At 44.0% G+C, this 20,167-nt stretch carries 19 protein-coding genes; 11 read left to right on the top strand and 8 right to left on the bottom strand.

Features of this window, described 5'->3' with window-relative positions; all coding sequences use genetic code 11:
• Nucleotides 1–86: 86 nt before the first annotated feature.
• The gene (locus AC5590_RS30355) at nucleotides 87–356 is read right to left on the bottom strand and encodes a GlsB/YeaQ/YmgE family stress response membrane protein (RefSeq protein WP_169266997.1); all 270 of its coding nucleotides are present in this window, start codon (nucleotides 354–356) and stop codon (nucleotides 87–89) included.
• 262 nt (nucleotides 357–618) lie between these two features.
• Between AC5590_RS30355 and AC5590_RS30350 the strand changes: the two genes are divergently transcribed.
• A complete protein-coding gene (locus AC5590_RS30350; RefSeq protein WP_169266996.1) occupies nucleotides 619–834 on the top strand; it encodes a hypothetical protein in 216 nt (71 codons plus the stop codon).
• On the opposite strand, the gene AC5590_RS30345 is transcribed toward AC5590_RS30350, so the two are convergent.
• From AC5590_RS30345 to clpB, 3 genes are all read right to left on the bottom strand, one after another.
• Nucleotides 818–988 carry a type II toxin-antitoxin system HicA family toxin gene (locus tag AC5590_RS30345; RefSeq protein ID WP_246163399.1) on the bottom strand — a complete coding sequence of 57 codons (171 nt, stop codon included), beginning with the start codon at nucleotides 986–988 and terminating at the stop codon, nucleotides 818–820. The two genes, AC5590_RS30350 and AC5590_RS30345, sit on opposite strands and share 17 nt — an antisense overlap.
• 119 nt (nucleotides 989–1,107) lie before the next feature.
• Nucleotides 1,108–1,254 carry a type II toxin-antitoxin system HicB family antitoxin gene (locus tag AC5590_RS30340; RefSeq protein WP_246162764.1) on the bottom strand — a complete coding sequence of 49 codons (147 nt, stop codon included), beginning with the start codon at nucleotides 1,252–1,254 and terminating at the stop codon, nucleotides 1,108–1,110.
• A gap of 173 nt (nucleotides 1,255–1,427) precedes the next feature.
• Nucleotides 1,428–4,067: an ATP-dependent chaperone ClpB gene (clpB, locus tag AC5590_RS30335; protein ID WP_169266995.1), complete on the bottom strand. Its 2,640-nt coding sequence runs from the start codon at nucleotides 4,065–4,067 to the stop codon at nucleotides 1,428–1,430.
• A 357-nt stretch (nucleotides 4,068–4,424) separates the two neighbouring features.
• Here clpB and AC5590_RS30330 point away from each other — a divergent pair, with 357 nt between their 5' ends.
• The 4 genes from AC5590_RS30330 (at nucleotide 4,425) to AC5590_RS30315 (ending at nucleotide 9,550) form a co-directional block, all read left to right on the top strand.
• Nucleotides 4,425–4,991: a Uma2 family endonuclease gene (locus tag AC5590_RS30330; RefSeq protein ID WP_169266994.1), complete on the top strand. Its 567-nt coding sequence runs from the start codon at nucleotides 4,425–4,427 to the stop codon at nucleotides 4,989–4,991.
• Between the two features lie 456 nt (nucleotides 4,992–5,447).
• Nucleotides 5,448–6,929, top strand: coding sequence for a sensor histidine kinase (locus tag AC5590_RS30325; RefSeq protein ID WP_248277326.1), 1,482 nt, complete (start codon nucleotides 5,448–5,450; stop codon nucleotides 6,927–6,929).
• Nucleotides 6,926–7,597 carry a response regulator transcription factor gene (locus tag AC5590_RS30320; RefSeq protein WP_169266993.1) on the top strand — a complete coding sequence of 224 codons (672 nt, stop codon included), beginning with the start codon at nucleotides 6,926–6,928 and terminating at the stop codon, nucleotides 7,595–7,597. The genes AC5590_RS30325 and AC5590_RS30320 overlap by 4 nt, the downstream gene beginning before the upstream one ends.
• A 384-nt stretch (nucleotides 7,598–7,981) precedes the next feature.
• On the top strand, nucleotides 7,982–9,550 hold the full coding sequence (locus tag AC5590_RS30315; RefSeq protein WP_169266992.1) for a SulP family inorganic anion transporter: 1,569 nt from the start codon (nucleotides 7,982–7,984) through the stop codon (nucleotides 9,548–9,550).
• Between the two features lie 661 nt (nucleotides 9,551–10,211).
• Here AC5590_RS30315 and AC5590_RS30310 read toward each other — a convergent pair.
• Entirely contained in the window at nucleotides 10,212–10,550 is a 339-nt protein-coding gene (locus AC5590_RS30310) for a type II toxin-antitoxin system PemK/MazF family toxin (protein ID WP_169266991.1), read from the bottom strand.
• Nucleotides 10,540–10,782: an AbrB/MazE/SpoVT family DNA-binding domain-containing protein gene (locus tag AC5590_RS30305; protein WP_169266990.1), complete on the bottom strand. Its 243-nt coding sequence runs from the start codon at nucleotides 10,780–10,782 to the stop codon at nucleotides 10,540–10,542. Before AC5590_RS30305 ends, AC5590_RS30310 begins: the two co-directional genes overlap by 11 nt.
• 393 nt (nucleotides 10,783–11,175) lie before the next feature.
• On the opposite strand from AC5590_RS30305, the gene AC5590_RS30300 reads away from it, so the two are divergent.
• Together AC5590_RS30300 and AC5590_RS30295 are read left to right on the top strand one after the other, a co-directional pair.
• Entirely contained in the window at nucleotides 11,176–11,505 is a 330-nt protein-coding gene (locus AC5590_RS30300; RefSeq protein ID WP_169266989.1) for a PBECR2 nuclease fold domain-containing protein, read from the top strand.
• Nucleotides 11,490–11,729: a DUF2283 domain-containing protein gene (locus AC5590_RS30295; protein ID WP_169266988.1), complete on the top strand. Its 240-nt coding sequence runs from the start codon at nucleotides 11,490–11,492 to the stop codon at nucleotides 11,727–11,729. Before AC5590_RS30300 ends, AC5590_RS30295 begins: the two co-directional genes overlap by 16 nt.
• A gap of 79 nt (nucleotides 11,730–11,808) precedes the next feature.
• Here the strand turns inward: AC5590_RS30295 and AC5590_RS30290 are convergent, their stop codons facing one another.
• Nucleotides 11,809–15,297: a tetratricopeptide repeat protein gene (locus AC5590_RS30290; RefSeq protein ID WP_248277324.1), complete on the bottom strand. Its 3,489-nt coding sequence runs from the start codon at nucleotides 15,295–15,297 to the stop codon at nucleotides 11,809–11,811.
• A gap of 6 nt (nucleotides 15,298–15,303) precedes the next feature.
• Nucleotides 15,304–15,555, bottom strand: a complete 252-nt coding sequence (locus AC5590_RS30285; protein ID WP_248277323.1) for a hypothetical protein — start codon at nucleotides 15,553–15,555, stop codon at nucleotides 15,304–15,306.
• A gap of 315 nt (nucleotides 15,556–15,870) precedes the next feature.
• Here AC5590_RS30285 and AC5590_RS30280 point away from each other — a divergent pair, with 315 nt between their 5' ends.
• The 4 genes from AC5590_RS30280 (at nucleotide 15,871) to AC5590_RS30265 (ending at nucleotide 20,046) form a co-directional block, all read left to right on the top strand.
• On the top strand, nucleotides 15,871–16,125 hold the full coding sequence (locus AC5590_RS30280) for a TIGR02450 family Trp-rich protein (protein ID WP_048870520.1): 255 nt from the start codon (nucleotides 15,871–15,873) through the stop codon (nucleotides 16,123–16,125).
• A gap of 601 nt (nucleotides 16,126–16,726) precedes the next feature.
• Nucleotides 16,727–17,593, top strand: coding sequence for a ferredoxin:protochlorophyllide reductase (ATP-dependent) iron-sulfur ATP-binding protein (bchL, locus tag AC5590_RS30275; protein WP_210613867.1), 867 nt, complete (start codon nucleotides 16,727–16,729; stop codon nucleotides 17,591–17,593).
• 29 nt (nucleotides 17,594–17,622) lie between these two features.
• Nucleotides 17,623–18,354 carry a DUF5331 domain-containing protein gene (locus AC5590_RS30270; RefSeq protein WP_169266986.1) on the top strand — a complete coding sequence of 244 codons (732 nt, stop codon included), beginning with the start codon at nucleotides 17,623–17,625 and terminating at the stop codon, nucleotides 18,352–18,354.
• Between the two features lie 291 nt (nucleotides 18,355–18,645).
• Nucleotides 18,646–20,046, top strand: a complete 1,401-nt coding sequence (locus AC5590_RS30265) for a ferredoxin:protochlorophyllide reductase (ATP-dependent) subunit N (RefSeq protein WP_169266985.1) — start codon at nucleotides 18,646–18,648, stop codon at nucleotides 20,044–20,046.
• The last annotated feature ends 121 nt before the right edge of the window (nucleotides 20,047–20,167 follow it).

Below are 20,167 nucleotides of genomic sequence, written 5' to 3'. Positions count from 1 at the left end.
TTAAGCCAAAGCTCTTCACAATATGGTAAATGCTGCAAAAATTATTTTTTGTGAAATCTATTTGTTGAAAAATAATAAATGATTTTTTAGATTGCCCTGCGGGAAAATTGATAGTACAAGAAAATAGCAATCATCGCGCCTAACACTGCAACGAACAAACCAGGAATACTCAAGGTTGCAGTAGTTAGTGTGAATGTTCCAGTTTGCAGTACGTTAACCAATGTTCCACCAACGAAAGCACCAACAATACCTAGAACTATTGTCGATAATATTCCGCCACCTTGATAACCAGGATAGATTGCTTTTGCAATAGCGCCAGCTAGAATACCTAAAACGACCCAAGCAATAAGATTCATTATTTTGTCTCCTTTGGTGTCTTTTCTTTATGCATTCTATTTAAACTTATCCAATACTTTTTATTCATCTTTCATAAGAAACAGTTGGAACTTATCTTCAGTTAGAAAATAAAAGTGATGCAAGTCACATATTAGTATGACTTAATTAATTGTCATCAATCTAAAGTAAGAATTTTGTTGGGTGATACCACATTATGCACGAGTTAATAGTTCCAAGTTATGCCCATTGGAGTCTAGGAAATAGAAGCCACGACCTCCTTTTATGCTTTTTTTATTTCGGCTGTTTGTGGGGGCTGTTTGTGGGGCTTCAGTTGAGTTTATGGTTATGGCTGTTTTTGGAGCAGGTGTGGCTGGGATTGTAGTTGTAATTGTTGTAATTATGGCTTTAGGTTTGGTTCTGACTGAGTTTATGGTTGAAAAGGATTTATTTACCAAACACCATCCAAATCTTAAAACGTCTATCACAATAGCATTCTGAACTCCTCACGAGTTATCTGGCAATCACGTAATATTTGTGCCAGCAAACCACGACCAATTGTTTCACCAGAATGCACGGGAACTACCGTCCGACGCCCGTCGCTATGTATCAGAATATGGTGACTTCCACGGACTCTAGCAATTTCAAAACCCACAATACCCACGAGCCGCAATAACTTCGCGTCCCGTTACACTTGGTAGTTGAGTCATACTTCAACCGAAACTCGCTGAATACCTACAAAATCTAGCGAATTCTGCTGTTCCTCCTCAAATTCTAAACAGAGTTTGATGCCTCTCGGATGCGGTCTGTCAACTCATCTAAAGATTTAGCTTGCGTATGACACCCAGGAAGCGCAGGGACGGAAGCAACAAAGTAGCCATCCGCATCCCGCTCAATAATGACATTAAATTCTCGCCTCATAAGGAACTACGCTTGGATTTTTCTTCTATCTTCTCATAATGTCACAAAAGCGATAAGTTTCCTGCTTGACGCTGCGCGTATCGCCACCTTTACCATGATTTCCATACCAAAAAAAACGCAAAGGTGCTCTGATCAAATTTTGCACCTTTGCGTAAGATTTTTTCTTCGCCTAATTAAGCTGTAAACACCTGCACTGGTAAGCGCTTGAAGGCAAGCCGCTCATTCTCGATATCCACAAAGATGGTATCCCCATCATTAAATTCTCCACGCAAGATAGCTTTGGCAATCTGAGTTTCTAACTCACGTTGAATTGCTCGCTTCAGCGGACGTGCTCCGAAGACTGGATCATAGCCTACATCTGCTAAAAAGTCAAGAGCAGCATCGGAAAGTTTGAGAGACATCTTGCGTTGGCGAAGCCCACCGGAGGTATCGCTCAATCTTTGCTGTAGTCTACCAACTTGCAACTGTACAATTCGACGCAATTCTTGTTTTTGCAAACTGTGGAAGATGATAATCTCATCGATACGATTGAGGAACTCTGGACGGAAGCTATTTCGCATTGCTTCCATTACGCGATGGCGCATTTCATCGTAACGCGAGTCATCTCCTGACACATCTAGGATATACTGTGAACCGATGTTGCTGGTCATGATGATCACAGTATTTTTGAAGTCTACCGTATGTCCTTGAGCATCAGTGACTCGACCATCATCAAGAATTTGCAAGAATATGTTAAAGACGTCTGGGTGTGCTTTTTCGATTTCGTCGAACAAAATCACTGCGTAGGGACGACGACGAATTGCTTCAGTCAGTTGTCCGCCTTCGTCGTAACCGACGTATCCTGGAGGCGCACCGATAAGTCTGGAAACGGCGTGTTTCTCCATGTACTCGGACATATCAATTCGCACCAGCGCTTCTTCGGTGTCGAACATATAAGACGCCAAAGCTTTCGCGAGTTCAGTTTTACCAACACCCGTTGGACCAAGAAAAACAAAGCTTGCGATCGGACGATTCGGATCAGCAAGTCCAGCGCGAGAACGTTGAATAGCATCTGCTACAGCGCTGACTGCTTCTTCTTGTCCAATCACGCGATGGTGCAGCTCATCTTCTAAGTGCAGGAGTCTTTCTTTCTCTGATTCTACAAGCTTGCTGATGGGAATTCCCGTCCACTTGGAAATGACTTCCGCAATGTCAGCTTCAGTGACTTCCTCGCGTAATAAAGATTTTCCACTGCGTTGTGCTTGAGCAAGTTCAGTTTCTACTGCTTCCAAATCGCGATGCAAACTAGTTAACTTACCGTATTTTAACTCAGCAGCGCGGTTCAGGTCGTAGTCGCGTTCTGCTTGTTGAACTTCCAAGTTAACGCGGTCAATTTCTTCTTTGACAGACTGAATTTTCGTGATAATGTCTTTTTCAGACTGCCATTGAGTATTGAGTGTTCTTTGGTCTTCTTTAAGATCTGCAAGTTCTTTGTCTAGTCTTTCTAGACGTTCTCTAGATGCTGAATTGCTTTCTTTTTGCAGTGACAACTTCTCCATTTCTAGTTGCAGAATCTTACGATCAATTTCGTCGAGTTCTTCGGGTTTGGAGGTTATCTCCATTTTCAAGCGTGCTGCAGCTTCGTCTACTAAGTCAATGGCTTTGTCTGGTAAGAAGCGATCGCTAATATATCGACTCGACAATGTCGCAGCTGCAACTAAAGAACTATCAGAAATTTTCACCCCGTGGTGAACTTCATACCGTTCTTTCAAGCCGCGCAAAATGGAAATGGTATCTTCCACGCTGGGCTGATCCACATAAACCTGCTGGAAGCGTCTTTCCAAAGCAGCGTCTTTTTCAATATATTTACGGTACTCATCTAGGGTTGTCGCACCAATACAGCGCAACTCACCCCGCGCCAACATCGGCTTTAACAAGTTACCAGCGTCCATTGCGCCTTGAGTCGCACCAGCACCAACAACGGTATGAATTTCATCAATAAATAAAACTATATTACCGTTCGACTCGGTTACTTCTTTTAAAACTGCTTTCAGGCGTTCTTCAAATTCACCCCGGAATTTTGCCCCCGCAATCAAAGCACCCATATCTAAACCTATGAGTTTGCGGTCTTTGAGGGATTGGGGTACATCACCAGCTATGATACGTTGTGCCAGTCCTTCGGCGATCGCAGTTTTTCCAACGCCTGGTTCACCAATCAACACAGGGTTATTCTTGGTACGACGCGAGAGAATTTGAATAGTGCGGCGAATTTCATCATCACGTCCAATCACTGGGTCAAGTTTACCTTGACGGGCAGCTTCTGTCAGGTCACGCCCATATTTTTCCAGTGATTGGTATTTACCTTCTGGATTTTGGTCGGTCACTTTTTGGCTCCCACGAATTTGTTTAATAATATTTTTAAGCTTACTTTCGTCTAACCCAAATTCTTGGTACAATTTTTTACCAAAACGGTCATCTTTAGCGTAACCTAGTAACAAGTGTTCGATAGAGATATACTCGTCTTGCAACTCCTTACGATAACCGTCAGCGCGGTCAAGAAGAGTATCTAAACTGCGTCCTAAGTACACAGAACTACTGCTACCAGAGACTTTGGGCTGAGTTTGAATAAATTCTTCGCTCTTGTCGCGCAGTTTTTGCAGATTCACACCCGCTTTGGTAAAAACACCGTTGGCTAGTCCTTCTTGATCCAGCAGTGCCTTCATTAGGTGTTCGCTTTCAATCTGCTGTTGTTGATATTGTTTAGCTATATCTGGGGTGTGGGCGATCGCTTCCCACGCTTTTTCTGTAAATTGGTTTGGATTAGTTGGTTGCATAGGCTTAATGACTTGGCGAGTGACTTTAGGCGCACTAATGGTGCAGATAGAACAAGTGTATAGTTTGTTCGTATATCGCCATTGTAAAAAGAGGGAGGCAAGTTACTGGATCGGTGTTCACGTCTTTCTTGAGTGGTATTTCCGTCCAATCAGTCTTTGCAGTAAGAACAACGCAGAACACAGAACCCGTCAAGGCAGAATACAGAATACACAATAGGAGCTGGCGTTGCTGATTTTAAAATATTCTCTTATCAGGAGTGCGATGCGATCTAAGTATGCACCAATCCTATATCAATGGAAGCGATCGCCCACTCTAATGCTAAAATCGAATAATATTTACCAACAAAATCAGGAGCCATGACAGTTACAATTACCCCAACAGATAGCTTGGGAGAATTTCTGAAGCTCCCAGAAACAAAGCCAAGCCTAGAATACATCAACGGCGAGATTGTACAAAAGCCAATGCCCAAAGGAAAACACAGCCGTTTACACTTAAGGCTTTGCAATACGATCAACGAGAACACAGAAAACCAGAAAATTGCTTATGCCTTCCCAGAATTGCGCTGTAGCTTTGGTAAAGGCTCCATTGTACCTGATATAGCAGTTTTTAAATGGTCAAGAATTCCCTTTGATACCGATGGGGAAGTTCCCAATGATTTTTTCTTGTACCCAGATTGGACAATTGAAATCCTCTCCCCAGAACAAAGCTCAAATCGGGTAATTGGGAATATTCTTTATTGCTTACAACATGGTTGTCAGCTAGGATGGTTAATCGATCCAGCAGATCGGTCTATTTTAGTCTTTCAACCAGGTCAACAACCAGAATTATTATTAGGTAGCGATCGCTTGTCAGTATTAGAGAATATTGACCTAGACTTAACAGTAGATAGGATTTTTGGTTGGCTGAAGATGTCCGGTGATTAGCCAACACAGATCAGGTGTCAATCTCGAACTCTAAGCGCGCATCGACAAAGAAGCATTATTTAACCTCACTTCAGACATTCGCACCCCCTAACAGCGGTTGAATTCCTCCCTGAATCCGATATCGTGATCGAAACCAGCCTCAAACCTGATTTCCTGAGGATGTTTTAAAAGCGTGTCTTATTTAGGACTTACGCACCATCTGCTGTGAAACCCGGTTTCTTCGTTCGTATTTGGTTGCGAAACAGACGATTTTTGGTAGAAACCGGGTTTGTTTGCGTAAGTCCTGTTATTGTCATGCTGAACGTAGCGTTCGCGCGTTGCAAGAAGTGATGCTAATTTAGTAAAAGTGTCATCTATGTCAACTGCTTATAGCTACAATTACTCATAACCAAATCCCACTTCACAGGATCTACTATCCTCAAAGAATTTTTGCAATACAACCGTCTTAATCGGCTCATGGCTCCAAAAATATTTACGAGCAGTAATCAAAATACTCAAATTATAAAGAAAAACCGATTTCCTGTATGGCGCACAATCTTCTTTGGCGTTCGCACACGCATCCTGATTTGGTATGTTGCGCTGATGGCATTTTCCACATTAGTTTCTGTTTTAGCAATTCGTGAGATTCTGGTTGTCCGACTCGAACAGGAGATTGAAAAGTATCTTACCCAGGAGGTAGAGGAGTTTAGACGATTAACTCAGGGAAAAAACCCAAGCACGGCTCAACCTTTCGGGGATGATGTTGCAGCCATTTTTGATGTGTTCTTGTCCCGCAACATTCCCCATGAAAACGCGTTTTTGATTACGCTGTTGAATGAGAAATTGTACAAATCTAGTCCGCAAGTTTTGCCAATTGCTTTAAAGCCCAATTCAGCCCTTATTGAACACTGGCTGAAACTCAAACAACCCAAACAAGGTAAGGAATTCATCTCAAATCATACTATCTACTATGTGGCTGAGCCAATACTCAAAGGCAAGACTCAGGGTGTCTTTGTGGTCATTTACTCTATTAGTAGCGCTCATCAGCAGGTGAACAGAGCCGTTGTCGTCGTTATTCAGGTGACAATAGCTGTTCTAGCCATAGCATCGGTGCTGGCTTGGATAGTAGCTGGACGGTTATTGGCTCCCCTAAGCTTACTCATTGAAACAGCCCACTTGATTACCGAATCTGACTTATCTCGACGCATCCCCGTGCAGGGAGTAGACCAAATTGCCGAACTGAGCATCACGTTCAACCAGATGTTAGATCGTCTTGAGACTGCTTTTGCCAGTCAACGAAACTTCATCAACGATGCAAGTCATGAACTGCGCACACCAATCACAATTATCCGAGGTCATTTGGAACTACTGGGTGACGATCCCCAAGAACGACGTGAAACAGTGGAATTAGTGACTGATGAGCTTGATCGCATGAGTCGCTTTGTCGATGACTTACTATTACTTGCTAAGGCAGAGCAACCAAATTTTTTAAACCTACAAACGGTGGATATTAGTTTATTAATTGGGGAACTATATACTAAAGCGACGGCTTTAGCTCAGCGAGACTGGCGTTTGGAAAACAAGGGTGTAGGGCTGATTGTGGCTGACCGCCAGCGTCTGACTCAGGCTATCATGAACTTGGCTCAGAATGCTACGCAGTACACCAGTGATGGAGATGTCATTGCCCTTGGTTCAGAAGTTTTGAACGGTTATGCTTATTTCTGGGTGCGTGACACAGGCGTTGGTATTGCTCCTACCGATCAAGAGCGAATTTTCGAGCGCTTTGCCCGTGGCTCCCATAGTTATCGCCGTTCTGAAGGCGCTGGTTTAGGATTGTCTATCGTAAGAGCGATCGCAACAGCACATGGCGGTCGAGTAGAACTTAAAAGCAAACTCGGTGAAGGTTCTACATTCACTCTTATCATTCCACTAGATCCACCCTTTGGAGATTCTGTATGACTGATCGGATTCTGATTGCTGAAGATGAACCGCGCATAGCCACTTTCATAGAAAAAGGGTTACGGGCGTCGGGGTTTTCTTCCGCAATTGCCAAAGATGGTCATGAAGCGTTGAGCATGGCTCAAACTGGGGATTTTAACCTCCTGCTCCTTGACATTGGTCTGCCTGGCAAAGATGGTTGGATGGTATTGGAAGAATTACGCGGTCAGGGCGAACAGATCTCTATCATAATCCTCTCCGCTCGTGACGACGTCAGCGATAAGGTTGCCGGACTAGAAGGTGGCGCTGACGACTACATCACAAAACCCTTTCGGTTTGAAGAACTGCTAGCACGGGTACGGGCGCGGTTACGCGACAATCGTTTGGTTAGACGACAGGAAGAAACGATTCTTAAAACAGGCAAGATTGTGCTAAACTTGCTGACACGTCAGATTTGGGTTGGGGATCATCTACTCAAGTTATCAGCACGAGAATTTATCCTGGCTGAAACCTTTGTCCGTCATCCAGGGCAAGTCATGAGCCGAGAGCAACTACTAAGTCGGGTTTGGGGCTATGACTACGATCCCGGTTCTAATGTTGTTGATGTCTGCGTTGGTTGCCTGCGCAAAAAGCTAGGTCACGACTACATCGAAACAGTCAGGGGTATGGGCTATCGACTGCGAACATGAAATTTTTCTCATCAAGTTTTCATAAAGAATTAATAAGTATTGTACAAGATATTAAGGGTAACTATAGTAATCAGGGTCTGTTGATTATCACCTACATTTTTTCAGCTTCATACAAGTTGCGTCAAAATGCGAACTAGTATCAAGAAACCAAGAATAGTATTACTGATAACTACAACTTAGTATCAGTTAATAAGGTGTGAGATGCCATTTTGAGCGTCAGTAAAGTATGTACATATTGGCTTAGATGCTAGGTGGAAAAATTTAGGTTATTTTGCTCAACAAGTAGAGGATGCTGGTTGAACAATATTATTATAAAAATGTGTTGTGATTAGTATAACTTTTAAGGCTGTAGAAATACTGAATCTGAAATACGGAAAAAGGAAGATGACAATCAGAGACCTCAAAGCTAAACGCTCCATCGTCAACGACCTAGTGGCGTCCGTAGTTGTGTTTCTCGTTGCTCTACCACTGTGCATGGGAATTGCGATCGCTTCAGGGGTTCCTCCAGAGTTAGGAATCATCACAGGAATTGTTGGCGGAATGATTGTCGGAACTGTTGCTGGCTCTCCATTACAGGCAAGTGGACCGGCAGCTGGGCTTGTTGTTATAGTTTGGGAATTGGTTCAAGAGCATGGCATTGAAATGCTAGGACCGGTTCTTATACTCGCGGGTTTAGTGCAGTTACTCGCGGGGATGTTCAAACTGGGACAGGTTTTCCGAGCAATATCTCCCGCAGTCATCTACGGAATGCTAGCAGGGATCGGTGTACTGATATTTGCTTCTCAATTCCATGTGATGTTTGATAGTAAGCCCAGTGCTCATGGAATCAATAACTTACTTTCTATTCCCAGCGAGTTGTACAAGTCAATTTATCCTGCTACAGGTAACAGCCATTTTATTGCAGGAAGTGTAGCTTTAATTACCATTATTAGCCTTCTTGTTTGGGAAAAGTTCAAGCCAGAAAAATTAAAATTGCTACCAGGCTCCCTGATTGCTGTTGTGATTGCAACTGCGATCGCCACTGTGATGAAGTTGCCTATTCAGTACGTCAATGTACCCGATAATCTTGTCAGCACGATTCACCTGCCAAAGTTAGAGAACTTGATTGGTGTATTCAAGCCATCTTTGCTGTTGGAAGCCGTAGCACTCGCCTTTATCGCCAGTGCAGAAAGCCTACTCTCAGCGGCGGCGGTAGATCGACTTCAGCACGAATCAAAAACTGACTTCGACCGCGAACTCGCAGCCCAAGGCTTTGGTAACATAATTTGCGGCGCATTAGGAGCGCTACCAATGACGGGTGTGATTGTCCGCAGTTCTGTTAACGTGGAAGCAGGAGCCAAAACCAGATTATCTGCCATTCTTCACGGAGTCTGGCTATTCGCTCTTGTTGGTATTGCGCCTTCGGTACTAAATCTCATTCCCACTTCCAGCCTCGCGGCGATTCTGGTGGTTACAGGCTACAAGCTGGTGAAAGTAGAGAATATCCGCAAGCTGCAACGATACGGGCGTATCCCTGTATTCATCTACTTTGCCACCTTAGGCGGAATTCTCACCGCTGACTTACTGTTTGGCGTATTACTTGGTCTTGTGCTGTCAGCAGTTAAGTTAATATACAAAGTTTCCCAGCTCTCTATCCATGTCGTTGCGGATCCAAACGACTACCGCGTTGATGTGTATTTGGAAGGTATGGCTACATTTATTCGCCTACCTCATCTTGCCAAAGTCCTTGAGCAGATTTCCCCAGGCAAGGAAATTCATATCCACCTACAGATGCTGAGCTATATTGACCATTCCTGTCTTGACTTTTTGTTGATGTGGGAAAAGCAACAGGAAAACCAAGGAAGCACTGTGATCATGCAATGGGATCGGTTGGTAGAACGCTACAGCAAACCACTTGTCTCTGGGCGTTCGCCCGAAGAGGACAAGCCAAGCCCATCGCACTTAACTGTCTAACAGTTTTCACTCTCACCCTCAACGTGTATTTCAACAAAAGGGAAATTGTGTATGAATACGATAGATGCAGTAATGTTAACATTACTTAATACTATTGTTTGTTTTACTTTGCCTAAACTTTTGTCTTTAATGACGCCTGGTAAAAACAAACGTACTGCACTTGATTCTCGTTCCCAGACTCAGCCTGGGAATCTTCTCAAAAGAGGTTCCGCCTCCTATATTCGTACCTTTGCTAGCAATACGCAAAGGGCGTCTGCGCGAAGTGCGATACGCGTAGCGTCAAGCGTATGCGCAAAGCGCACGCTGCGCGAACGACTGAGCGCGGTTCGGCTGAGTTCACAGTCGTTGCCTCACGCCCAAGTCAAAAGGCTTATCGCTTCAAGCATTGTCGATAGTTAATTTCAAATCTTGCACCTCGCCCAAGTACGCTCAGATATTGCACAATTCTCACGCCTTGCATTCTCGTCCGCCTGGGATTGAAATCCCACTCTCATAGGCAAAGTCATCTAAAAGATGACTGCATAAGCTTTTCAGTCTACTTTAGTAGACTTGGACTGTGAGCCTTGGAATTGATTCCAAGGCGGTTGAAATGAGCTAATCTTTTTCTTGTTCCCAGACTCCGGCTTGGAACGAGAAAACGAGAAAATTTCAGCTGTACAATTTACCAGTTAAAAAGTTGTTGCAGCGCTTGTTTAACTGCGGCTTTATCAGCTTCAGCCAGAGTACCAATGTGTCGCAAAACCAAAGCATCATCTAACGTAAACAACTTCATTCGCACTATAGAAGCCGCCTTCAATCCTGCACTGGATAAATCGGTAATTGGCACGTCCAGCACCCAAGGCGCATGAGTTCTAGTCGTAATCATTGCCATCACACTTCGGCTTAAAAGCGTATTGAAAGCAACTGCATCACTCAGTACAAGTGCTGGACGCTTTTTACTCCCAGAAGTATCGGTAAACGGAAACGGCACTACCACAACATCAAATTGATCAAAGGTCACGATACGCTTCCTCGTCGGCTTCAGATACCCACTCATTCAAGGTTCCAGCTACCGCGTTAAGGTAATCCCAATCGATAGGATGTACTTTTTTTAACACCACTTGTCCCTGCACGATTTCAAAAGCGACACAATCCCCCTGAGAAATTCCCAGCACTTCTCGTACTGCTTGGGGAATCGTTGCTTGGTACTTTTTGGTGAGTCTAGATACGGGTGAAGTCTTGCGCGTAGCCATGAGCAAAGTCTGCTGCTGTAGGAAATTGATTTTAGTAATAGCGTAATACGGTATTACCAAATTAGCCAGCACGGTGAGTCAGGCGATATCGCCTCAAATCTTGCACCTCGCCTGAGTACGCTCAGATCTTGCACAATTCTCACGCCTTGCATTCTCGTGCGCCTGGGATTGAAATCCCAGTCTCATAGGCAAAGTCATCTAAAAGATGACTGCATAAGCTTTTCAGTCTACTTTAGTAGACTTGGACTGTGAGCCTTGGAATTGATTCCAAGGCGGTTGTTTCTCGTTCGTGGGCTGCAGCCTGGGAATGCTCTTAAAGAGGCTCCGCCTCCTATGCTTACACCTTCGCCCGTGATACCTTTGATTTTGCGATAGAAAGAAAGTAGGCAACCCGTGACAGAACAATTCTTTTGTTCCTATCTTGGTAGTGAGGTAGAACTAACCCAGGAACGCGAAAAACATATTCTTCAAAGACATCCCGATTTACCAACAGCTTACTTGGAACTCATTGCTGATACCTTGAACCAACCCGATGAAGTGCGGCGCGATGTACGTTTTGAGAATACGCTCTTATTCTCTCGCTGGTTTGCTACTCTCCGCAAAGGCAAGTATGCAGTAGTAGCAGTAGTTACTGATACCTTTCCTCAAGAACGGCATTGGATAGTGACAGCTTACATAAGTAGAAAAATTACCCAAGGAGAAATTATATGGACGCGAAGTTAGGGTTTGAATATGACAATGAAGGTGATATCCTTTATATCAACAAACGCCCTCCATACTCAGAGCAAGAATCAGAAGAAATTGATTATGGTGTGATTGCTCGTCTGAATCCGGATACTGGCGACATTGAGAACTTGGAAATTCTATTTTTCTCCAAAAGACTCTCAGAAAAAACTCTATTTGAACTGCCAATAATCGCAGATTTTCGCCTTGCTGCAACAGCATAATTTCCTTCCCAGTCTTTCTCGTTCCCAGACTCCGGCTGGGAATGCCCAAGCTGAGGCTCAGCCTCACCTCAAGGAGGGACTACGAAACTTGACTGCGATCAAACAACCACTCATTCCCAACTAACTCCTCTAAGCGTTGAGTGAGTCGGGGAAGAAAATATTCTGGATCATTCAACCTTTGCTGGACATACCAAGTATCAAACGCTTCCTGCGTCTCAATTCCTTGAGCACCCGCCGCCCCTGATATCATCCTGACACTCAATTTCTGGAGTTTTTCTAACTGGGGATGCCCTTCACCTCGGCGTCTGCAAAAGAATAGTGCAGTTGTCCCTAGCAAGGCTTTCAGTTCATCGCCTTGAGGTACTGCATTATGAAAAGCACGGATGATCGCAATTGTATTTGCTAAAGGGGCTTGAATTCTAAGCGTCAGCCAGATTGCTTGAGCTAGGTAAACCAAACCATTACTTTCATCCGCCAAAGCGACACTACCCAAAACTCCTACCAAATTAGTATAAGCACCGGCTCGTGCAAGTAATCGGGCAGCCTGTGAATATAAGTCTAACTTTTTAACTTTATCTCCAGTCTTGCCTACAAGATAAGCCATTTTGTAAAGAGTAGCGGCTTTGCCTTGAACATTTTTAATTCGCTCATATATTTCCAAAGATTGATGGCACAAGGAAAGCGCTTTTTCTATATCCCCTTGTTGAGCAATTACCCCTGCCATGTTATGAAGGGTAGCAGCTTTGCCTTGGAGATTGCCAATGCGCTCATTTATTTCCAACGATTGATGGCACAAGGAAAGCGCTCGTTCTATATCCCCTTGTTGAGCGATTACCCCTGCCATGTTATGAAGGGTTGTGGCTTTTTCTTTTAAATCACCGATGCGTTCATATATTTCCAAACATGACTGCCACAAGGAAAGTGCTTGTTCTATGTTTCCTTGTTGAGCGATTATCCCTGCCATGTTGTTTAGTGTTATTGCTTTGCCTTCGATATCACCAATACACTCGTAGATTTCCAAGGATTGCTGCCATAAGCAAAGCGCTCTTTCAATGTCGCCTTGTTGGGCAATTACTTTTGCTATATTGCGGAGGGTAGTGGCTTTGCCTTTGACATCCCCAATGCGTTCTGAAATTTCTAAATCTTGCTGCCATAAGCAAAGCGCTCTTTCAATATCGCCTTGTTGGACAATTAATTCTGCCATATTGTTAAGGACAGCAGCTTTTTCTTTCAAGTCATTTTCAGGGCAAAGGTCTAAGGCTTTTTGATCATGGGCAATAGCATCCTCAACTCTGCCTAATACTTCTTGTGCACGAGCAATGGTTCCCAAAATGCGGTAGTCCTTAAAAACTGTCAGGATTTTTTGGCATAGTTCTAAAGCCTCAAAAAAGCGGGAAATGTTCACCCAATTGGTTGCAATCAAGTCCCCAACATTGACTGCAATGTCATTTTCTCCTGTCAACAGTCCCAAACGCACAATTTCAAGTGCTTGCTCATCCGTGCAACGTTGATGAGTTTCTTCCCACCAAGCTTGATAAATTTTCCTTGCTGCTTGCTGTCGTGTTGTCAGCCACTCTTCCTCACTCAATAATGGTTCCAGCAAGGATTCTAAAATCGTCGTCACCCGATATTCGGCGGTTTGGGTGGCGTGAGTCGTGGCAGATTCAACTAAACTGAGGCTCACTAATTTCTCTAACCATAACCTCTGCTCATCTCTTGCTCCCCTCTCCTTGCTAAGGAGAGGGGCTGGGGGTGAGGTTGCAGCGTTGACAACATCCTCCGTCACTGGCAGGTGAAACACACTCAACCGCGCCAGAAACTTTTTTTCCTCATCCTCCAACCCACTCAACAGCGTTTGCGCCAAAATATTTTCTCGAAACTCCTGCTGCGTATTCTCCAACCGCGTCAACAATTCATCAGATTCTAAACCCGGTTGCTTGAGCACATCCAACAGCCATCTCAACAAGCGGGGATTGCCGTCGGCTATTTTAATGATCCGCTGTTCATCTACCTGTTGCTTGACTTGTTTGTCTAATTCCCGGCAGATTTTATCAACATCCGCCGAATTCATCGCCGCCAAAGATTCTAAATGCAGCTGGTGCGGTGGTAAGGTATCTTCTTTCAGGTAGCGACAGGTAACAATCAATCGACTCTCAGCTGCATTTTCCTCCAGCGCTGCACAAATCGCTTCTAAAATCCGGTAAGCTTCCGCCGTCATCCCCAGTGAATTATCTTCAATATTCGCTTTCGGGATGTTTTGCTCAAAGTCATCCAGCACCAACAACAACGGACGATCAATTTCTTCTGCTTCAATTCTGTCAAAAAAGTTTTGCAGTCGCCCTTTGAGAGAAACTTTTGGTTCATTCAGCAATGCGGGCACATCTGCAAACCGCTCAAACTTACTGGAAAGTTTATTGAGTAAGCCTACCTCATCCAAAGGTCCAATTAACACCACCCGCTCAAAATTCGGACGCTGTGTCTGGACTCGCGTGCACAACCGCGCCGCTAAGGAACTCTTACCCAGTCCACCCATCCCAGCAATAAATACACCGATGTTGTCGCTGGTTTCTCGTAATGCTTGCAAACACCGTTGTAGCGGGCGTCTGCGTCCAACAAATTCCCAGCGACTCGCAACTTTCACGATATTGTTTTCATCCAGAAATTCGCTTTCAGGCTGTGTAAATTTCAGCTTTTCCCGCTTTTTGGTTCTCAGCGGTGTCACCAGTTGCTCAATTTGGCGCGTATCTCGATAAATCCGCAACAAATGCCAGTCGGAGCATTCTTTTGCAATCATTTCCTGTTGCGCTGCTTTCACTGCTTCTTCTACCGTCGCCCCCGTTGCCAAAGCTTGATAAAATGCTTGTGCGGCAATAATACCCGTCCGATCATACACCGGACGCGCCCAACCTAAAACAACACCCGCCCCCATCTTCACCAAAGCCTGCGCCATTGATGGGACAGTTCCCCGGTTGGCGACTTGCCCAGTGTGACAGCCAGAAAGAAAAATCACCCGTGGAAAGCGTCCCCGAAAGGCTTTCGCCAAATCCTCCACGGTAGTCAATTGCACATTACCCACCTCATCCTCGGTGATGAAACACGGGGTATAATCCTTAATTTTTCTGCCTTTTGGCAGCAAACCGCCGAAATATTCTTGAGTATAAATTATCCCGTGTCCGGTCAAGTGAAAGACATCAAAATAGTCTTCTTCATAAGATTTCACTAAATTAGTTAATTCCTGAACCGAACCGCTTTCCTCTACAATCAAAGCTAGCGGTTGGTCTTTAGTTGCTTGCAGAATATTTGTTTCTTCCCGCTCATAATCAAGCACAGAAACCCTTGGATCTTCCGGCGAAGTCGCCATAAACAGCAACCGCAAAGGACGATTTTGCACGCCAGCCACATTCGTATTACGCTGCTGCACTGAACGCACAGGCAATACTGCTATATCTTGCCGTTCCAGTAAAAACCCTGTTCCATCATGTAGCAATTCCCACGGCAAATGAGCGAGTCCCAACGCCACCCGTTGTGTTTCCGGGTTCAACCCCTGCGCCTCACTGGTTTGAATCAAATCCAGTCAAATCGTCTGTTCTTCTGCCTCATCCAGCGCCCTTCTCAGCCATCCTTGCTTACCATCTATCCATTGGTAAAGTTGGCGTCCTATCTGGAGAAGTAAGGATGGGCGATCGCTCTCATGGGAGTAGTAATTTTGCTCACACAAGTCAATGAGTACAAGCAACTCTGCTTTATCCAGACGACGTGAACCATAATCACAGCGTAATTCAAAAGTTTGCTGTTGACTGAGAGCGAAAGTGAAAGTCAGGGGCATGACTTGAATGAGTAGATTACATAACAAGCTTCACTGTGTTTTCACTACATTCCGGATGAGTTTTGCAGACACGCCTGATACTTAACTGATAACTGATAACTGATAACTGATAACTGATAGTTCCAGATATTCTTCAGATGAGTAGTTGCGCTGCTCGTGTGCTTGGATGATCATGAAAGTTAAACCCCCAAAATTTTGAGTTGTTGATTGATCTGGGTGATTTCATTTAGGCGATCGCCTTCAAGGCGGCGGCTTCCGCATCGCCTTTCTCTGCCTATATCAATTTCCGTCTAGCTTTATATTGAGTTTTGACAAATGACTAAAAAGCAAAAATTTCCCTACCTACTCGGTTCCAAATGGACAGCACAGCAAAAAGTCGATGGCTGGCGACACTTCCGAGTTATCAACCGCAAAAATCAAGGTAAATGGGTTTATGCCGAGATGGTAGCAGCTTGTGACCCCAATGTCCGCTTTTGGATCAACGCTAAATTGTTACAAGACCGTTCTCAGTGGGAAGCTGGCTGGCAAACCTTGCAAGAGATGAATTCACCCCAAGAAGAGGTTTCTTGAATAAACTTGTTTTCTTAGCATAAAGCTCAGTAGATTTTGAGATTTGAGAAAAAATTTAACTTATATGCAATATGTAATAATTTTTTACATTATTCCAATTGACCTGTCACTTATGGGCTAGAAGCCCAAGACTTTAACAATTCAAAATTCAAAATTCAAAAATAAGTGAGTCCACTAACTGTAGGGTGGGCACTACTGGTTAATCAGTCGGTGAACTAGAGTTGAGTAGTGCCCACCCTACTTAGCATCTTGCCCAGAGGGATACGGTTTCACATACATCTTTATAATCAAAACCATAGATACAGAAAGATTTTTAGCTTTTTGTGTTTTGTAACTTTTTTTATAAAAACAGATTATTAAGAAATAAAATACTTTTGTTTTAAGTATTCAAAAGCGATGCAGAATAATCAACAGTCAAATTCTTTTGATTAAACCATAATTCATCTCATAAAACCCTAATACAGTTGACAGCCCCCTTTATTTTCTGGGTAACTTACACAATAATGACAGTCATGAGACCTCACATATCGCCATCTCAGGCTAGGTGAAGGTAAGTGTTTAAGCCACGAGTTTGACAAAAAGCTATAAGAGGCAAACAACAGTGAAACTAGCAGTTTACGGAAAAGGCGGTATCGGGAAATCCACAACAAGCTGTAATATCTCCGTCGCCCTAGCCAAGCGCGGCAAGAAAGTGTTGCAGATTGGTTGCGATCCCAAACACGACAGCACCTTCACCCTGACCGGGTTCTTGATTCCAACGATTATCGACACTCTCCAAGAAAAGGACTATCACTACGAAGATGTGTGGCCCGAAGATGTCATCTATAAGGGTTACGGTGGAGTCGATTGTGTGGAAGCAGGTGGTCCCCCTGCAGGTGCTGGATGCGGCGGTTATGTGGTTGGCGAAACTGTGAAACTCTTAAAGGAACTCAACGCCTTTGATGAGTACGATGTGATTTTGTTTGACGTTCTTGGTGACGTTGTTTGCGGTGGTTTTGCAGCACCCCTCAACTACGCTGATTACTGTATGATTGTGACTGACAATGGCTTTGATGCCTTGTTCGCTGCTAATCGTATTGCAGCTTCGGTTAGAGAAAAAGCCCGGACTCACCCGCTGCGTCTTGCTGGCTTAATTGGTAACCGCACCTCAAAGCGCGACTTGATTGACAAGTACGTGGAAACAGTTCCGATGCCAGTTCTAGAAGTTTTGCCTTTGATTGAAGATATTCGTGTTTCCCGCGTCAAAGGTAAGACTTTGTTTGAAATGGCAGAATCTGACCCCTGTTTAAACTACGTTTGCGATTACTATCTCAACATCGCTGACCAAATTTTGGCTCGTCCAGAAGGTGTTGTACCAAATGATTCACCAGACCGCGAGGTGTTCGCTTTGTTATCCGATTTCTATTTAAATCCGGGTAAACAACAAGTTCCTAATCCAGAAGAAGAATTAGACTTGATGATTGTATAAATCATCTTAATTCCAGGATGGGGGACAATATGGCTTTTTTTGATAGTTTTACAGAATCTTTAAAGCAGAAGTGGTTGCAATTTTTCCAGGTGAATCGTGACTGGATTTCCTTGCACATGGAGGTAGAATCTGTTTACACTCCCGATGGCGGGAGTCGTCCACCTTCTTACCTCATCCTGGGAGTTATTAATGCGTTGGAACCCAAGCTGGCACAGTTAATGCTGCCGTTTTCCAAATTGAATCCTGATCCTGATACCTTGGATGAAGTACTGGGGTTAAATCTCGATCCTGATCTGGCTCTTGGTAACCGTGCTCTTCCTAAGTTGCGTGTAGAAAAACACGTAGAAGAGTCAGATTTATCAAGTGAAAATTTAAGTGATGAAACAGTGACAAATTCTCCAAGGGTACTCAATCCAACCAGGGAGAATCCGACTAGAGCAAAGGAGTTCCAAGCAACTCAACAGGGGATTGATCATTCTTTATCTAACCAGAAAATTTCACATACTGAGTTTTACAACGCACCTCACTCATCTGATGAGTCCAGCAATCTTTCCTTTGATGATTTGAAGGAAGTAGACAGCAAAACTTCCCCAGCAACTGCATCAAATCAGAGTGGGTTTGCTGATGCTTTGTCAGATTCCTGGGGTAGCGAAACCGTAATCCAAAAGGGAGAAGCGGATAACAAAACGCTTTTAGGGGAAGAAAAATCTTCTGGTTCTCTGAATGAATCAGAGATTGATCGTCTGTTTCCCAAGACTTAACTTAAATTGTGTTGAATTTAGGTGTCTGGAGTTTAGACTAAATTCTATTTTTTAGGCTACAACCCTTGTATAGCAAGCATTTTAGATTTTGAAATCCAAAAGCGGTTATAAATTGAGAAAGGCAGTCTGGATAAGGGTTTGGCGGTTTTAAAGCCAAAATTAGTCTAAATTCCAAGATAGTGTCATGTGTCCATACATCATGAGGCGGGGAAGTCTTATTCTTCCACGTCTTGCCTGCCTTACTTTCAACCGCGCTTTTAGCTTAATAAATCAAGGGGAGAAAACACTAAAATGACTCTTGCTCAATCAGAAAGTTTAAATTTTGAGTGCGAAACTGGAAATTACCATACCTTTTGTCCAATTAGCTGTGTCGCTTGGCTTTACCAAAAAATTGAAGATAGCTTCTTTTTGGTGATTGGTACAAAAACTTGTGGTTATTTCTTGCAAAACGCAATGGGGGTCATGATTTTTGCTGAACCCCGTTATGCAATGGCAGAATTGGAAGAAGGAGATATTTCTGCACAGCTGAATGATTATGAAGAGTTGAAGCGGCTGTGTGTGCAGATTAAGCGCGATCGCAATCCCAGTGTCATTGTCTGGATTGGCACCTGCACCACGGAAATCATCAAAATGGATTTGGAAGGCTTGGCACCTAAGCTAGAATCCGAAATTGGTATTCCTATCGTCGTCGCACGCGCTAACGGTTTGGACTACGCCTTCACTCAAGGAGAAGATACCGTGTTAGCAGCAATGGCGACACGTTGTCCTGATAAAGCGCCTGTGGTGGAAGCGGAGAAAAATGAGCGCAACGCTATTTCTAAACTGCTCAATTTTGGAAAGAAGAAAGAAGAAGTCGCCAATGAAGAATCGGAGTATGTGGATCATCCACCATTGGTGCTGTTTGGTTCGCTTCCAGATCCTGTGGTGACTCAGTTAACTCTGGAATTGAAGAAGCAAGGTATCAAGGTTTCTGGTTGGCTTCCCGCCAAGCGCTTCACTGAATTACCTGTTCTTGAAGAAGGGTATTATGTCGCTGGTGTCAACCCCTTCCTTAGCCGGACTGCAACTACCTTGATGCGTCGCCGCAAATGCAAGCTGATTGGTGCACCATTCCCAATTGGTCCAGATGGAACCCGCGCTTGGATTGAGAAAATCTGTTCGGTGTTTGGTATTACTCCCAAAGGTTTGGATGAACGGGAAGCACAAATTTGGGAAAGTTTAGAAGACTACATAAAACTTATTCGTGGCAAGTCTGTGTTTTTCATGGGTGATAACTTGCTGGAAGTTTCCCTCGCACGCTTCTTGGTACGCTGCGGTATGACGGTTCCGGAAATTGGTATCCCATACATGGATAAGCGTTATCAAGATGCTGAATTGAAGTTCTTGGAGAAGACTTGCAAGGAAATGGGCGTACCTTTGCCTAGGATTGTGGAGAAGCCAGACAACTACAATCAAGTGCAGCGGATTTATGATTTGAAGCCAGATTTGGTGATTACTGGTATGGCTCATGCTAACCCGTTGGAAGCACGAGGGATTAATACTAAGTGGTCTGTGGAGTTTACTTTTGCTCAGATTCACGGCTTTACAAATGCGCGTGACATTCTGGAGTTGGTGACTCGTCCGCTGCGTCGGAATAATAGTTTGAAAGATTTGGGTTGGGATAAGTTGGTGAAGGAAGAAGCGAAGATTTAATTTTACCTCTTGTTGTAATGAATTTTGTTGGGTGCGTTGGCGTTTGTCGTGGCGCACTTTTTTTTATTGAACCGCAGAGAGCGAATTTGCGGTGTGGATGTTCCTCCCGCAAAGTTCGCGG

Source organism: Brasilonema octagenarum UFV-OR1, from assembly GCF_963888615.1.
GTDB lineage: Bacteria > Cyanobacteriota > Cyanobacteriia > Cyanobacteriales > Nostocaceae > Brasilonema > Brasilonema sennae.
This window is presented reverse-complemented; position numbering and strand designations above follow the sequence as displayed.

Excerpts from the sequence above, each read along its gene's own strand:
- AC5590_RS30330 (WP_169266994.1), top strand. The coding sequence starts at position 4,425 with ATGACAGTTACAATTACCCCAACAGATAGCTTGGGAGAATTTCTGAAG.
- AC5590_RS30340 (WP_246162764.1), bottom strand. The coding sequence starts at position 1,254 with ATGAGGCGAGAATTTAATGTCATTATTGAGCGGGATGCGGATGGCTAC.
- AC5590_RS30315 (WP_169266992.1), top strand. The coding sequence starts at position 7,982 with ATGACAATCAGAGACCTCAAAGCTAAACGCTCCATCGTCAACGACCTA.
- AC5590_RS30270 (WP_169266986.1), top strand. The coding sequence starts at position 17,623 with ATGGCTTTTTTTGATAGTTTTACAGAATCTTTAAAGCAGAAGTGGTTG.
- AC5590_RS30280 (WP_048870520.1), top strand. The coding sequence starts at position 15,871 with ATGACTAAAAAGCAAAAATTTCCCTACCTACTCGGTTCCAAATGGACA.
- AC5590_RS30350 (WP_169266996.1), top strand. The coding sequence starts at position 619 with ATGCTTTTTTTATTTCGGCTGTTTGTGGGGGCTGTTTGTGGGGCTTCA.
- AC5590_RS30265 (WP_169266985.1), top strand. The coding sequence starts at position 18,646 with ATGACTCTTGCTCAATCAGAAAGTTTAAATTTTGAGTGCGAAACTGGA.
- AC5590_RS30295 (WP_169266988.1), top strand. The coding sequence starts at position 11,490 with ATGGACGCGAAGTTAGGGTTTGAATATGACAATGAAGGTGATATCCTT.
- AC5590_RS30305 (WP_169266990.1), bottom strand. The coding sequence starts at position 10,782 with ATGGCTACGCGCAAGACTTCACCCGTATCTAGACTCACCAAAAAGTAC.
- AC5590_RS30325 (WP_248277326.1), top strand. The coding sequence starts at position 5,448 with ATGGCTCCAAAAATATTTACGAGCAGTAATCAAAATACTCAAATTATA.
- AC5590_RS30355 (WP_169266997.1), bottom strand. The coding sequence starts at position 356 with ATGAATCTTATTGCTTGGGTCGTTTTAGGTATTCTAGCTGGCGCTATT.
- AC5590_RS30320 (WP_169266993.1), top strand. The coding sequence starts at position 6,926 with ATGACTGATCGGATTCTGATTGCTGAAGATGAACCGCGCATAGCCACT.
- AC5590_RS30285 (WP_248277323.1), bottom strand. The coding sequence starts at position 15,555 with ATGCCCCTGACTTTCACTTTCGCTCTCAGTCAACAGCAAACTTTTGAA.
- clpB (WP_169266995.1), bottom strand. The coding sequence starts at position 4,067 with ATGCAACCAACTAATCCAAACCAATTTACAGAAAAAGCGTGGGAAGCG.